Genomic DNA, 14,716 nt, shown 5'->3' on the forward strand with positions numbered 1-14,716 from the left:
ATTATTTTCGTGCGCACAAAAAAATATTTTCTTGCGCACGGAAATTTATTTTCTTGCGCACAGAAATTTATCTATATATATACGGAAACTCAGAAGGCTGACGTGTGCTGAAAAAAAAGTCGGGAAAATGGGTGTGGAATCATACAATTCGGAGAGGAATAGATATGACTATCTTTGCGCTGTGTGTTCGATACTGCAAGCTATGAGAAAGACCTACAACCAAAGACATATAACCCTACGAAGTCTCTATTTCAGATGGAGAAGGCTCAAATACCCGGCTCTGAGCTTTGGCGTTTTATTGAGCTGTCTCTTTGTCGGCTGCAGTACAGAGGATGACTACACAGCTGATCCAAAACGTAATTTCCGTGCCTTGTGGGAAATTTTGGATAAGGGGTATTGTTATTTCGACCTCAAGCTGCCACAAGACTCGACGTGGGAAGACTTGTACGAAAAACACATTCAGCAAATGCGCCCCGATATGACCACGGATGAGCTTTTCCGCAAGATGAGTGATCTGATACGAGAGCTCAGAGACGGGCATGTGAATATCATCACTCCTTTTGACTACGGACGCTATTGGGGTTGGAAAGAAAACTATCCGACCTCTCTAAACACCTATGTGAGGGGTAAATACCTGGGGAGAGATTACCGAATTGCAGGAGGTCTGAATTACGAACGGATTCGCTACAACAACCACGAAAAGGACTCCGTAGCCCTCATTGTCTACAATAGTTTTTCTTATCCGGTAAGCCATGCTAATATCAACGCAGCCCTTAGCCGATTGGCCGATTGTAAGGGAATTATTTTTGATATAAGGGAAAATGGAGGTGGCAACGTGAACTTGTCGGATCGTCTGGCATCTCATTTTGTGCGCGAGAAGACTCTCACGAGTTATATGCGACACAAGACCGGCCCGGGACACAACGATTTCTCTTCGCCACGAGCCATGTATATAGAGCCGGTGACAAGAGGGGTGCGTTGGTATAGACCCGTAGTACTATTAGTAGATAGAGGGGTCTATAGCGCAGCCAACGATTTCGTTCTAAAGATGAAAGATATCCCTCATGTACTTGTGTTGGGAGATACAACAGGAGGAGGAGCCGGCATGCCGATGTCTTCGGAACTTCCAAATGGCTGGGGGGTACGATACTCGGCGTCACGCACTTTAGACAAAAACATGCAGGATGTAGAGTTTGGAATTTCTCCTCACAAACGACTTCCCTTCTCTGAGGAAGAAGCTGCTTCGGGTCGAGACAATCTCATCGAAGCCGGTATAGAGCATATCCGGCAAGAATGGGAACGCCTCCGCTGACAGCCCCCTCCTGCTATACAGACAGCTGACAGACCCCTCCTGCTATACAGACAGCTGACAGACCCTTCTGCTATACAGACAAAAGAAACTTAGATCTGCCTTCTCTGAATTTGAGATAAAGGAGGGGAAGTTTGTCTTCCTTTAATTCTTGGCGAATCGACAAGCTCATGAAAACAAATATCTCAAACGATGTGTTATAGTAGCGAAAGAAGACAAGGCCGTCCGAATGAGGTTGCCCGGCTGAGTCTATTGACATAAACAAGGCAGACCTCTGGTATTTAATTTAATACAGAAAGTTAGAAGATATTATGACCTACGAATTGATTCACCTCCCCTACGCATCGGACGCTTTGGCTCCGGTTATCAGCAAAGAAACCATAGAGTTTCACCATGGCAAGCACCTACAAACTTATGTGGATAACCTCAATAAGTTGATTGCCGGCACTGAGTTTGAAAATATGCCCATAGAAGAAATCATCGCCAAGAGCGAAGGTGGAGTATTCAACAATGCCGGTCAAGTCCTCAACCACAACCTTTATTTCACTCAATTCACTCCACAAGGGAAGGCACAGGAGAAGCCGGAAGGTAAACTGTTGAGTGCGATCGAATCTACTTGGGGCAGCTTCGAGAAGTTTAAGGAAGAAATGACCAATGCGGCCATTACCCTTTTCGGCTCCGGATGGGCTTGGCTTGCAGCGGATAAAGATGGGAGATTGGTAATTACCAAGGAACCCAATGGAAGTAACCCCTGCAAGAATGGATTGAAACCTATTCTCGGCTTCGATGTTTGGGAGCACTCCTACTACCTGACTTATCAAAACAAACGCGCTGATCACATAAAAGATCTGTGGACAATAATAAATTGGGAAGAAGTAGCAAAGCGATACTAAAATAAGGTTATCACCTACACCTCTATTTTACATCCGAGAGGCCAATCCGAGTAGTAGAAATACTTGGGTTGGCCTCTCGATCTATTTAAGAATAGCTTAGTGGGTATTCTTTTCATCAAAAAGTTCGTTGAAAGTCCCCCTATCAGCTCATAATTCTTTACTATTCAGGCAGACAGACAAGCAGTTAGATTTAAGAAGAAAAAATTCAATAGCTCAAATAGAAAATTTCTCCACCTGTGTTAAACCTATATAATATGATTGACTCTATTGTTGTAAATGAAGAATCGTATAATAGGCATATTGGTGGTCTTGCTCATGACGGCATTCGTTTTGCTGTTCGTTGTGCAGGTGCTTTATATCCGCAAGGTTTACGAGGCCAAGGATGAGCAATTCAATCGTCTGGCTAAGGTGGCCTTGAGCCGGGTCTCAGCCAAATTAGAGCTGGACGAGATGCGGGTATGCTTGTACGAAAATCTAATGAGCGACAGTACGGACTTTGCCTCTACATTGGAAGCTCCAACGGGGCTCCCGCAGTCTCACCCTCACAATATATCAGCCTCCAGACGAATATTCAATGAGGATATTTTTGCCGGCATCTGGGGACACTCTGCAGATAGTCTACCGGTAGAATGGCTTGTCGCTTCCCAAAAAGCCAAGGGAAACACCCCCAGCCAATTAGGGACAACACACAAATCGACCAATACAGCCACGAGACTGCAGATGTCCCAGTTGGGAAGATATTTGCACAAACGAGAGCTGCTCAATGAGGTGATACTGCGTACCCTCATTGAGAGTGAATTCAAATCAACTAAGCAGCGGATCAAGGTAAATAGACTTACAGAAACAATCCGCTATGAGCTGGATGAAGTTGGCCTAAAAACGGCTTTTCTATACAAGCTCTACAATGCAAAGGGGGGACTGGAATACTTTGAGACCCTTCCTCAATACAAGAATGTAAAGCCCGACAAAAACAATACCATACGGCAGTACCTCTTTTTATGCGAAAACGATTCTCCATCCGAGGCTGCTTATGTGGATGTTATCTTCCCGGAGAAACAGACCTACGAAGAGACGGTATGTGGCTTTGCTATCCCCGTTGGGATTTCGGCTCTGGTGCTTCTTGTACTGACCACATGGACTGTATACATACTGTATAAGAAGCAAGTATTTGCTCAGACCAAGACAGACTTTATCAATAATATGACACACGAGTTAAAGACTCCAGTAAGCTCTATCAGCTTGGCTAGCCAAATGATGAGAGACGAAGCTATTACCTCCAATCCGCAGACCATGTCTCGGCTGTTGGGTGTCATATCCAGTGAAACACAGCGACTCTCGATGCTGATAGAGAAGGTATTGCAATTCTCTCTCTTTGAAGACAAACGTATAAAGCTCAAGATGCAGGAAGTGGATGCTAATGAGATCATCCTTGGTGTGGCCGAGGTCTATTCTTTCAAAGCTCAGCAAACAGGAGGGAATTTGGATCTTGATTTGGAAGCCGAAGACACATGGATACTTGCCGATGAAATGCATTTGACAAATGCAATCTTTAATCTTCTGGAAAACGCAGTGAAGTACAGACAACCCGATAGGAAACTGATGTTGGCAATCCATTCTCGCAATGTCGGGAAGAAGATAGAAATCGTGGTGCAAGACAATGGTATCGGTATTCCTCCGGAAAGCCAGAACAAGATATTCAAACGTTTCTATCGTGTACATACTGGAAACAGACATGATGTAAAAGGGTTTGGCCTTGGTTTGGCCTATGTACACATGGTATTGCAGGAGATGGGAGGATCCATCCGAGCTGAAAGTAAAGTAGGTGAAGGAACAAAAATGATAATAACGCTACCGAATATTAAACAAAACACATGATAAATCTGTTTTCCTCAAAATAGGAGTAATGAACGTGTAAATAAAACAAATTGGAATATGGAAGAACAAATGAAAATCTTCTTTTGTGAAGACGATGAGAGTTTGGGACTTTTGCTGAAAGAGTTCTTTATATCGAAAGGCTTTGATGTAGACCTCTTTACGGATGGTGAGTTGGGGATAGAGGGTTTCCCAAAATCGAAATACGACCTCTGTATATTGGACATCATGATGCCTAAGAAAGATGGGTTTGAAGTCGCAGAGTATATCCGTAGTGTAAATATGGATATCCCTATTGTGTTCCTCTCAGCCAGAGATGTTCCCAAAGACAGACTCAAAGGCTTCCAGGTCGGAGCTGATGACTACCTGACTAAACCTTTCTCAATGGAAGAACTTTTGCTCCGTATCGAGGCTATCATGAGACGCATCAATGGCCGTAAGGCTAAAGCAATGCCTTTCTATCAGATTGGGAAGTATCACTTCGATACGCTCAACCAGACCCTCGAAATAGGTGGCAAAGTTACGAAGCTGACAACCAAAGAGTCTGAGCTGCTGAACCTCTTGTGTATGTATGTAAACAACACGCTGGAAAGAGACTTCGCTCTCAGAACAGTATGGCATGCCGGTAAGACAGATATCGACAGTGATGATTACAAACGCAGAAGCATTGATGTCTATGTAACGAAGTTGCGTAAACTGCTCAAGGACGACCCTTCGATCACGATCCGCAACGTGCATGGGAAAGGATATCGTCTTGTAACCCCGATAAACGACATAGAGGAAAATACTCGCAAATTGTAAGTCCTTATAAGCAGACGTGTTGGCACAAAGAACGATTGTCTTCTGTGCTGTGTGCATCGATGCTGTCGAGCACATGTCGTCTTGCCCCTCTTCGGGGAGCCTCATACGACCGCAACTGTGGATTGATGGCGGTGCGCAAGAGGCTCCCTTGTTTTTTTACTCTCTTAATAGACTGAGTGTGTACAACGAATGAATAGAAAGAATAGGAAAAAAGTAACCCCTGCAAGGAAAAGACTACGGGAAAAAGTGGCTGGCAAACAGCACAAAAGAATAACCGGCTTCAACAGGGAAGAGCTGGAGAAGACCGTGTTTGCGTTTCTGTCAGCAAATCCCGGACAGGTATTCAACTACAAGCAGGTAAGCCATCGCATAGGAGTGGAATATCCGCCCATAAGGCAGCAGATTTACAGCATCATGGAAGAAATGGCTATCGACCATGTCCTTGTACGTGTAGATCGAGGTCGGTACAAATACAACGCTACCAATCGAACCATAGAAGGAATTTTTGAGCGACGTATAAACGGACGAAACATTTTGTTGCCCATAGCCGATGACATCCCTTCTGTTGTGATTGCAGATCAGAATGCACTCCATGCCATCAATGGCGACCGTGTGAGAGTGCAATTGTTTGCTAAACGACGAGACAAAGATCTGGAAGGACAGGTGATAGAGATAATAGAGAGAAAAACCTATTCTTTCGTCGGAACTGTTGAGATAATGAGAGACATTGCCTTTGTAGCAACCGAAGATCGCAGAGTTGGTTATGACATCTTTATACCCAAGTCTAAACTTTCGGGAGCAAAGGCCGGGGATAAAGTAATAGCTCGTATATCGGACTGGCCAATGCATGCCAAAAATCCGGTAGGAGAAATAATAAGCGTTTTGGGCCCTTCGGGAGACAACGAAACAGAAATGCACGCAATCCTTGCCCAATTCTCTCTCCCCTACTCTTACCCTCAAAATGTAGAAAAAGCTGCCGAAAAGCTCTCCGAAAATCTTTCTGCAGAAGAGGTTGCTCAACGGGAAGATTTCAGAGAGACACTCACTCTCACGATAGACCCTGCGGATGCAAAAGACTTCGATGATGCCATTTCATTTACACAACTGGAGGACGGCAAATACCAAATTGGTGTACATATCGCAGACGTCTCCTACTTTGTTACGCCAAAAAGTGTAATAGATAGAGAAGCATATGAGAGGGCGACAAGTATTTACTTGGTAGATCGCACTATCCCAATGCTGCCGGAGAAACTCTGCAACGACCTGTGTTCCCTCAAACCCGACTGCGACAGACCTGCCTACAGTTGTGTCTTTGAGATGAATGAAGATGGGCAAGTAATGGACTATCGTATTGTTCGGACACTGATCCGAAGCCGGAGGAGATTTACTTATGAAGAAGCTCAAGAGATCATTGATGGGAATGAAGGAGACTGCAAAGAGGCAATCCTCAAACTCAATGAATTGGCTGGCAAACTACGGAAACAGCGTTTTGATAAAGGTGCTATCGCTTTCGAGTCCGAAGAAGTCAGATTCCAATTGGATGAGCGAGGAAAGCCTATCGGGGTTTATGTGAAAGAAAACAAAGAAGCCAATTGGTTGATAGAAGAGTTTATGCTTTTGGCCAATCGAACTGTAGCCACTCACATCTCTCAAATGAAAAAGGCTTCCACGCAAAGCAAAGGAAAAACATTCGTCTATCGAATACACGAACAACCCGATCCCGAAAAGCTGGACAACCTCAGCTCTTTCATCTATCGATTGGGATACCGCTTCAAGTTTAGGGGAAAAGGAGATAATGTCTCACAAGACATCAATAGACTTTTGTCGGATATACATGGCAAACCGGAAGAGTCACTTATCTCGACTATTGCTATCCGTACTATGGCAAAAGCCCGCTATAGCACGGACAATGTAGGGCACTATGGTTTGGCTTTTGAAAACTATACCCACTTCACTTCGCCAATACGTCGCTACCCCGACCTGATGGTACATCGCATGCTTACTCACTATTTGCAGGGAGGACGTTCGTTGGATAAGACGAAATATGAGGAGGATTGTGTACATTGCTCAGAGATGGAGCAAATTGCAGCTCAAGCTGAACGAGAATCTATCAAGTATAAACAGGTAGAGTATATGCAAAGCAGGTTGGGACAAGTGTTTGATGGGGTTATATCCAGTGTCGCCGAGTGGGGTGTGTACGTGGAGTTGAACGAATCCAAATGCGAAGGTCTGGTACCAATGCGTTCGTTGGACGACGATTTTTACGAATATGATGAGGCTAACTATTGTCTCATTGGTAGACGAGGCAAAAAACGTTATGCACTAGGGGATCCTCTTAGTGTGCGTATCGCTTCTGCCAACCTCGAACGCAGGCAACTGGATTTTGAATTGGTTTAGCACGACAATAGACACCTCTCCCCCTCCCCTCGTTACTGCCGTATCAAGTTTTTTCAAACAACAAAAACATCAACAACAATGGGAACTATGAACAATACCTCAAAGATCAGAGTCTTGCTCGTTGGAGCCACAAATCCTCTGGGGAAAGAGATTTTATCAGGCTTGATGAGCCAAAAGGAACAATTTGAGATAAGCGTTTTCGATCGTAAGACATCAGCCAATATGACTTTCTTGGAGAAACACAAAGGAACCATCACCGTTTACTATGGTGATATTCTGGACGAAGAAGCTCTCCGGGAGGCTTGCGCCGGACAGGACTTTGTGATACACAACAACAGTCTCCCCAGGGAGCAAGCCTCCAAAAGTCTCAAACAGGCAGAAGCTATCAATGTGCTGGGAACACACAACTTGGTAGAAACACTGGAGCAGTACAGCCCCACGGCTTTGCTACTATACATTTCTACCATGGGAGTTTATGGAGACCGTCTCAAGTCTCCTATGATCAGTGCTCAAGATATACCTGGACCTGTTTTAGGGGATTATGATGCTATCACCAAAATGCAAGCAGAGAAAATAGTCAGAGAAGCTTCTCTGGATTGGATCATATATCGTCCCGGTTACATTTTGTACACACAAGGTATCAAACTAAGCCCTGAAATATTCAAGACTCCGCTATCCACGCGCATGGAGCTGATACATGCACAAGACTTGAGCACAGCCGTAATCAAGTCATACGAGCAACGTAACAGGCTATGGGGACATATCTACAATGTAGGAGGTGGAGAGGCTTGCCGAATTACATACGAACAACTTATAAAACGCTTCCTCTCTGAGCTGCATATTGATTTCAAGGATATTCCTGACCATAGCTTTGCTACTCGCAATGGTAGCGGAGGATATTTCGCTGATAGCAACTCATTGAATGATCAGATCGGATTTCGGACATACTCGATTGACCGTTACTTCGAGGAATTGGGTAAATCTAAAGGCCTACTCAAACGAGTAAGCTCCGCTTTGTTTGGTTCTGTCCGAGGGAAGTCGCTGTTTGCCCAGTCTGAACCTCTCAAAGCCCACAAGTCTGGAGATCCGATAAGGAGCAAATATTTCTTTTAGTCGTCGTTCAGAAAGACTATGCTGACAAAAACCGCCGTCAAACTGTTTCTGCGGAGATCGTTTCGTTTTATCTTCCATCGCAGAGGGTACGGTATACACTCTCCCTTTGTGTTCCGATTTATTACTCGTCTGGTGGAAGAGCGAACTCCATACTATACTTTCCCAAGCCTTCGTGCCGAATATGCCAATACACCGACCAATTGGAGTTTCAGGGAATTGGAATTGATTTTCAGAATTGTGGATCAAATGCACATTCGGAGCTGTCTTTTATTGGCAAAAGACCCTTCTCTAGTGGAAAAGTATGTAAGAGCGGCAAGCAGCAAAATTGAATTGGAACAGGTGCAACATTTGGACAACAGCATAGAGAAAAAGCCTTCTTCCGGATTCTTTGATCTGATTGTACTCGAGGACTTGAACCTTGCTTCAGACCAAGCAAGCATTTGTGACTCACTATTATCGAAATCAGATGAACAAATGCTTGTTATCAACCTAAGATCCGAGAGTTGTTTCTCTCTCTGGGGACATCTGTTGGAGTCTCCGGATATATCTGTTTCGATTGATTTGGGACGGATTGGCATGGCCTTTACTCACAGCAGATTGCACAAAAGGCATTACAATGCTTTCATATAAAGAGGACTTTATTCACAAATAAATTTATCATGACAAAAAGCAGAATATACACCGGTGGAGGAGACAAAGGAACCACCAGTCTGGTAGGAGGCGAACGCGTCCCCAAATTTGATACTCGGCTGGAAGCCTATGGGACTATAGACGAGCTTAATTCTTTCATCGGACTACTAATAGCGGAGGAGTTGCTTCCCGAAGACTATGAATTTCTCTCTTGGATTCAGCACAAACTGTTTACCATCGGTTCATATTTGGCAACGAATCAAGATACTACAAGCTTGATGGTAGAGAGTTATGTATTTCCGAAAACAATAGAGCGAATCGAAAAAGAAATTGACCGTCTTGATGGCGCTATGCCTCGGATGACAGCTTTCATTCTACCGGCTGGGGGGCGGCAGGGAGCTCTGGCCCATGTATGTCGTACCGTTTGCCGACGGGCAGAACGGCATATATACAGATTGATTTCGGAAGGGGCCAAAGTGGAAGATGCCATACTCAAGTTCGTTAATCGTTTGAGTGATTATTTCTTTGCTTTGGCCAGAAAGGAAGGCTATCGTATTTGTGGTAGAGAAACAACCTGGGATAAGACCGTTCTCTGACAATTTCCCTTTTGACTCTCCCTTTTCAGATATATGATTTAGACGAGAAAGCTCGGCCTCACGCAAGGCAAAAAAGGTGCATAGGGAACAAAAACAAACCGCTATCAAAGAGTTTTGACTTCTTTGATAGCGGTTTGTTTTATAAGCAAAGATCCAATAGAAGCTTCAAGAAGCTATCGCATCAGTACTTTCTCTTTTCATCCGTTTAGCCCGTCTTATTCGTCTACGCTTCCTCTTGTCGTTTCGATCTTCTTTGTGAGCATCGATATAACTTGGATCTTTCACCACTAAACGCATATAGAAAGAATAAATTGTCATGGTGATCGGTAAAGCTATGATCAAGCCAAAAAAGCCCAACAACGTTCCCCAAATAGTGATACAAAGCAGTATCAAAGAAGGACGCATCCCCATCTGACGCCCCATAATGTGTGGGACTAGCACGGTATCCTGTATGATCTGTACCAGCATCAGTATACCGAGTGTAATAGCCCAAACGACAAAGAAGTTCGATCCTGTTTGGGCAGCAGATAGGCCTGCTAGAAAAGTCAAGGGGAGTATGCCCAGAATTTGCATATAGGGGATGAAGTTCAGCATACCGATAAATAACCCGATGGTAATACCCAGGGGCAAGCCCATAATGCGATAGCCAATAGCCAACAGTACCCCTACACTCAAAGCCACCATGGCCTGACCTCGAAAGTAGTTATTCATATAATAATCTACATCGGATAGAGCCATCGTAGCTGTGCGCCTGATATTGAGAGGGAAAAGCCCGATCAAACCATGTATCAAGGATTCGTAGTCTACCAGTATAAAGAAAAAGTAGATCAATCCCATGGTAAAGACTGTAGCCCACGACATTACAGATATAGTACCACTGACAAGTCCACTCAACTGATCCATAATCTGTCGCCCTCCCTCGAATATATTCTCGGGACTGATGTCTTGCAGAAATTCTCCTATGTTGGCATTGTTAGTAAGGAGCTTGGCTATATTGTCGGGCAAAATACCCAATATGGAATCCTCATTAGTGTACTGCTGTATCAATACCCATGTCTTATTGATCTCTTCTCTAATGGTCGGGATGATAGTAAGGACCATAAGGGTACATATCCCAGCTATCAATAGAAATACAATGATAACAGAGAGAAGTCTATATTTCACCCGAAGCTTGTATTGTATAAAGCGGACCCAAGGCAGGAGGATATATGCAAATATCCAAGCCAATCCAAAAGGGATGAGAACCGATTTGAGCCCTGAGAGCAATGCTGCCAAAAAAGAGAGCAACAATAAAAGGAAAACGATACGTGCAGTACGGTCGAACGTGAACTCTCGCCTAAAGAAGCTGGTCATATTAGATTTTTCCATTTTATTTACTCTGCTGCTCTAAAAGGATACTTAAGGCCGGATGTGGATTTCAATACAGCTACTCCCGCACCTATCTTCAACTGCGATTTCATTTGAATTGGGATACGATTGTCATCATCGCTGATCCATACCTCCATAGATTCTTTCTGCTGCTCGAATTTATCTGAGTGAATATCAATTACGAATCTCAATGTCTTATATTTCTTTTTTCTGCTCACCTTGAGCTTTTCCTTCCCTTTGTAGGTGATCGTTGCTTGTATCACGTCGGCATTGTCTATCACCGTAATGGAGAAACGCTGCCCCTCAGACAATTGGCTATAGTCTACAGAGCGAAGATAAACGACCGAGCCGAACAAGTCCACAACAGGATATTTGCTATCAAGAGGAACAATCGTATCATACATTACCCAATCTCTTCTATTCTGATAATACCGATATCCCCTGGCTTTATTACCTGCTCCAAAATGAACGGTCATACGTCTGGTGCTTGGCTTCTCCCGTTCAACCAAGTCTTTAATAGAGCGAACAAAAGTGAGATCCGGCAAATAAAAAGACTCAACCTGGTCTCGCAAATAATATATATTGTCAAAGAAAGAGGATGTACGTAGACTGATTTTATAGGCATACAATGTGCGTCCTCTATCCTGAACCTCACGCATCCTCATTTCAGCAGAACCGGCATTCGGGCTAATAAGCCCCCACTGAAACTCCACATTGTACTTGAGTATTTCATCTGGGTGCATGAGTGCCTTTGGAGATCTATTCGGTTGTGCCTCAGCAGACAAACAAATGGATACTCCAGGAAAAAGGGTCCACAAGCATATCCTAAAAAAAACGTCGTATAGCTTCATTGAAAATAATAATTGTTGAATATCTCTATCTCATAAAAACACCCAAAGAGTGCATGGCAAACTTACAAAAAAGGGCTTTGAGTTGTGTTCGCAACAGCCCTACCCGACAGCATTTGTAGAAAAAACAAGAGTGTATCGAAACATTTTCGATACACTCTTATTTCTACAATTCTCAAACCGAAGTTCTCTGGTTCAATGTCACCGCAGCTCTTACTTTATAATCACCTTTTGCACAGATTTGCCTGCCTGCAAAAGGTAAGTATCAGCAGGCAATCCGGAAATATCTAAACAAAGAACACCCTCACTATCTGTGTGGGAAGAAAGCAACACTCTTCCACCAAGAGAAAGTAAGCGCACTTCTGTATTAGGCATACTGATGGCATATAAATAATCCTGAGCTGGATTGGGGTAAATATGGATAGTAGATGTAGAGAGAAAAGCAGAGGAAGTTATGTCCCTAAACTTGGCCACTACTTTGGTATCCTCCTTCACTGTAAATTTCTTCTCCTTAGATATGTCTTTATCGTTGGCTTTCAATGATTCCAACTCATAATTCTCGTCAAGAGTAACAACGACTGTAAGATCTGTGCCGAATGGTACAGCATTCAGATCAAGACCTGCTTCTCCTTTAATTTCTACCTTTCCTCCTTTTTCTGACTCTACGGACACGGCAAACACAGCTTTCTCAAAGACTGCTTTCACAATAGTAGGAGCATTGAGAATGAATTTCTTGCTGGCCATAATATCCACCTCATTGGCTGTCAAACTCCGCAGGCGATAACCCTCTGTAGCTTCAACTTCAACCTCAAGCTCTGTACCCTCCTCTATAGAAGCAAGAGCGGCTTCATCATATCCCTTGATAGTTATCTTTCCTTTTTCGCCTTGCACTAGAGTTACAGCATAATTGACAGCTTCTCCTTCATAGTCTTCTGTTTCGTATTCTTTCCGTTTTTGCACAGTCCAACCCTTAGCTTTCATCTTTGCTACTGTTGCCTTACTCCATTTGTTTTCTTCAGTAAAGTCGGAATGCTCGCCGACAGCAAAAATCTTGGCTCCATCACCGTCTCCTCTTTGTGGCAAATCAGAAGCAATCTTACTTGTCACTTCCATGCTAAGTTTGTTCAAGTGAAGACTGAGAAGTTTCAAGGCACTACAGCCTGAAACGTTAAGGGATGTAAGATTATTCTTTTCGCAATATAACTGCTCCATCAAAGAGAATCCACTGACATCCAAGGAAGAAAGGCCACTGTTAGAAATCATCAGGAAAACCAAACTCTTGCAGCTTGAAAGGTCTAATTTCTCCAGACTGGAGCTACTATGAACATTTAGCTCTTTAAGAGCTATACATCCCTGCAAATTCAAGGCTTTCATCTTCGAATTTTTAGAACAATCCAAATTGATAAGTCCAGAACATCCCGAAACATCCACCTGTAACAAATCATTTCCCTGACATTCAATTTTCTCAAGAGCTGTATGGCCTGCAAAATTAAGGGTTCCAATCTGGCAGTTAGATAAATTCACAGATTTAAGTTTGGCGCAACCATCGAACTTAGCCACTGTCAATTTAATAATACCACCACATTCTACAGTCTCTAAAGATTCGCAATCAGTCATGTCCAGCTCAGCAATTGAAGAAGAATTGCCTTCAAAAGAAGAAAGAGCTTTACAGGCTTTCAGATTTATAGATTCTACATTACTATAGCGAATTGAAGCATTTTTTAGAGCAGTATGTCCTTCTGCTTCTATCGATTTTATCTTACTGTCAAAAGCACAGCTGAAAGAAGTCACATTTCCCTTTATCACCACATTTTCTGAAATGGCGGTATAGCTCGAAGTCTCGCTGGAATAGGGCTCTTTTACCCCTTCAATTGTAATTTTCCCATCACCAGTCAACTCTAGCTTGATTTGTGCAGTCATCTCCTTTCCTTCTCCAAAAGCAGGAGAAAAAGGAGATATATCATCGTCATCCGATCCGGAATTTTCAGAAAGATTTACAGACAACTTGATGACATTCTCTTCCTGACCTTTTACAGGCATAGGATTCAAGGCCCAAAAAAGAAGTAGGAGCAAAGAAAACGATCCGAACAAATGGAATCGCGCTCGAAGAGAGATAGCCGCAGACTTTGCTCTTCTCTCAGATAAGCTTGTTTTTGGTAGCATTCTATTCATATTTAATGGTTATGTGTTACTGTTCATTCATCTGTCTTTTCGGAAAATAGATAGAATCCCTGTTTCCTTCGGCACCCCAAACATAAGAAATATATTCCATTATCGAAATAAGAAGAGATATATTCAGAACGATATTGTATTTATTTGGAGATAAATTTAGCTAAACAAGAGGGTAGGAATACCCTTTCAATACTCTTTCCGCATAGGCAATAATATAGAAAAGAGTAGTTTTCCTCTTCAGAGAAAACTGAAGATTAGGAATAAGAAAGATAAGCTGATATAGAGTCTCGCCCGATCAGCGGAGATATAAGCTCTAATTAGAAGCACAGAAATTGGAAAGGGGGAAATAAAGATCAGCGTGTAATGGAAAGAGAGGGTTAGAGGTTGGGGTATATAGCAGGAGGAATAGATAAGGAAATAGTTAGAGCAATTGTTTGTAGTAGCATTCAGGCTGTGTTTTCTCTACCTCTTGCTTTCCTTCGCTCTTGAGGAAAGAAGAGAAGCAAGAGAAAGAGGTTAGAGAGGAAAGAGAGAGGAAAGAGAGAGAATAAAACAGCGGGAACAGCGCGGGCGCGGTCTAAAAAAGAATAGCGGGTAACAAGTCTTACAACTCATCACCCGCTATCTAAAAAAAAACGGCAGCTACCTACTCTCCCACTATACGCAGTACCATCGGCGTGGTTGGGCTTAACTTCTCTGTTCGGAATGGGAAGAGGT

At 43.2% G+C, this 14,716-nt stretch carries 11 protein-coding genes and 1 rRNA gene; 8 read left to right on the forward strand and 4 right to left on the reverse strand.

Going from position 1 to position 14,716, the window contains the following annotated elements; genetic code table 11:
• Nucleotides 1–202: 202 nt before the first annotated feature.
• The 8 genes from B5D48_RS03765 to B5D48_RS03805 all read left to right on the forward strand — a co-directional run bounded on the left by B5D48_RS03765 (nucleotide 203) and on the right by B5D48_RS03805 (nucleotide 9,611).
• On the forward strand, nucleotides 203–1,312 hold the full coding sequence (locus tag B5D48_RS03765) for a S41 family peptidase (RefSeq protein WP_078801677.1): 1,110 nt from the start codon (nucleotides 203–205) through the stop codon (nucleotides 1,310–1,312).
• A 308-nt stretch (nucleotides 1,313–1,620) separates the two neighbouring features.
• Nucleotides 1,621–2,202, forward strand: a complete 582-nt coding sequence (locus tag B5D48_RS03775; protein WP_023936798.1) for a superoxide dismutase — start codon at nucleotides 1,621–1,623, stop codon at nucleotides 2,200–2,202.
• Between the two features lie 276 nt (nucleotides 2,203–2,478).
• Nucleotides 2,479–4,077, forward strand: a complete 1,599-nt coding sequence (locus B5D48_RS03780) for an ATP-binding protein (protein WP_023936799.1) — start codon at nucleotides 2,479–2,481, stop codon at nucleotides 4,075–4,077.
• Nucleotides 4,078–4,134: 57 nt separating this feature from the next.
• Nucleotides 4,135–4,875, forward strand: coding sequence for a response regulator transcription factor (locus tag B5D48_RS03785; protein WP_023936800.1), 741 nt, complete (start codon nucleotides 4,135–4,137; stop codon nucleotides 4,873–4,875).
• A gap of 189 nt (nucleotides 4,876–5,064) precedes the next feature.
• Entirely contained in the window at nucleotides 5,065–7,272 is a 2,208-nt protein-coding gene (gene rnr / locus B5D48_RS03790) for a ribonuclease R (protein WP_023936801.1), read from the forward strand.
• An 87-nt stretch (nucleotides 7,273–7,359) separates the two neighbouring features.
• Nucleotides 7,360–8,385 carry an NAD-dependent epimerase/dehydratase family protein gene (locus B5D48_RS03795; protein WP_036888917.1) on the forward strand — a complete coding sequence of 342 codons (1,026 nt, stop codon included), beginning with the start codon at nucleotides 7,360–7,362 and terminating at the stop codon, nucleotides 8,383–8,385.
• Nucleotides 8,386–8,403: 18 nt separating this feature from the next.
• The gene (locus tag B5D48_RS03800) at nucleotides 8,404–9,015 is read left to right on the forward strand and encodes a hypothetical protein (RefSeq protein ID WP_052512519.1); all 612 of its coding nucleotides are present in this window, start codon (nucleotides 8,404–8,406) and stop codon (nucleotides 9,013–9,015) included.
• A gap of 29 nt (nucleotides 9,016–9,044) precedes the next feature.
• Nucleotides 9,045–9,611, forward strand: coding sequence for a cob(I)yrinic acid a,c-diamide adenosyltransferase (locus B5D48_RS03805; protein ID WP_023936804.1), 567 nt, complete (start codon nucleotides 9,045–9,047; stop codon nucleotides 9,609–9,611).
• 165 nt (nucleotides 9,612–9,776) lie between these two features.
• On the opposite strand, the gene B5D48_RS03810 is transcribed toward B5D48_RS03805, so the two are convergent.
• The 4 genes from B5D48_RS03810 to rrf form a co-directional block, all read right to left on the reverse strand.
• Nucleotides 9,777–10,979, reverse strand: coding sequence for an AI-2E family transporter (locus B5D48_RS03810; protein ID WP_234985395.1), 1,203 nt, complete (start codon nucleotides 10,977–10,979; stop codon nucleotides 9,777–9,779).
• 5 nt (nucleotides 10,980–10,984) lie between these two features.
• On the reverse strand, nucleotides 10,985–11,722 hold the full coding sequence (locus tag B5D48_RS03815) for a DUF3108 domain-containing protein (protein ID WP_023936808.1): 738 nt from the start codon (nucleotides 11,720–11,722) through the stop codon (nucleotides 10,985–10,987).
• A 318-nt stretch (nucleotides 11,723–12,040) separates the two neighbouring features.
• Complete coding sequence (locus B5D48_RS03820) at nucleotides 12,041–13,867, reverse strand: InlB B-repeat-containing protein (protein WP_143742799.1); 1,827 nt, start codon at nucleotides 13,865–13,867, stop codon at nucleotides 12,041–12,043.
• Between the two features lie 765 nt (nucleotides 13,868–14,632).
• Nucleotides 14,633–14,716: ribosomal RNA gene (rrf, locus tag B5D48_RS03825) — 5S ribosomal RNA — on the reverse strand; the annotation flags it as partial.

Source organism: Porphyromonas crevioricanis (genome assembly GCF_900167225.1).
In the GTDB taxonomy this organism is placed as follows: domain Bacteria; phylum Bacteroidota; class Bacteroidia; order Bacteroidales; family Porphyromonadaceae; genus Porphyromonas; species Porphyromonas crevioricanis.

Coding starts and splice junctions, on each gene's coding strand:
- rnr (WP_023936801.1), top strand. CDS start 5,065: ATGAATAGAAAGAATAGGAAAAAAGTAACCCCTGCAAGGAAAAGACTA.
- B5D48_RS03780 (WP_023936799.1), top strand. CDS start 2,479: ATGAAGAATCGTATAATAGGCATATTGGTGGTCTTGCTCATGACGGCA.
- B5D48_RS03820 (WP_143742799.1), bottom strand. CDS start 13,867: ATGCCTGTAAAAGGTCAGGAAGAGAATGTCATCAAGTTGTCTGTAAAT.
- B5D48_RS03810 (WP_234985395.1), bottom strand. CDS start 10,979: ATGGAAAAATCTAATATGACCAGCTTCTTTAGGCGAGAGTTCACGTTC.
- B5D48_RS03815 (WP_023936808.1), bottom strand. CDS start 11,722: ATGCACCCAGATGAAATACTCAAGTACAATGTGGAGTTTCAGTGGGGG.
- B5D48_RS03795 (WP_036888917.1), top strand. CDS start 7,360: ATGAACAATACCTCAAAGATCAGAGTCTTGCTCGTTGGAGCCACAAAT.
- B5D48_RS03800 (WP_052512519.1), top strand. CDS start 8,404: ATGCTGACAAAAACCGCCGTCAAACTGTTTCTGCGGAGATCGTTTCGT.
- B5D48_RS03785 (WP_023936800.1), top strand. CDS start 4,135: ATGGAAGAACAAATGAAAATCTTCTTTTGTGAAGACGATGAGAGTTTG.
- B5D48_RS03765 (WP_078801677.1), top strand. CDS start 203: ATGAGAAAGACCTACAACCAAAGACATATAACCCTACGAAGTCTCTAT.
- B5D48_RS03805 (WP_023936804.1), top strand. CDS start 9,045: ATGACAAAAAGCAGAATATACACCGGTGGAGGAGACAAAGGAACCACC.
- B5D48_RS03775 (WP_023936798.1), top strand. CDS start 1,621: ATGACCTACGAATTGATTCACCTCCCCTACGCATCGGACGCTTTGGCT.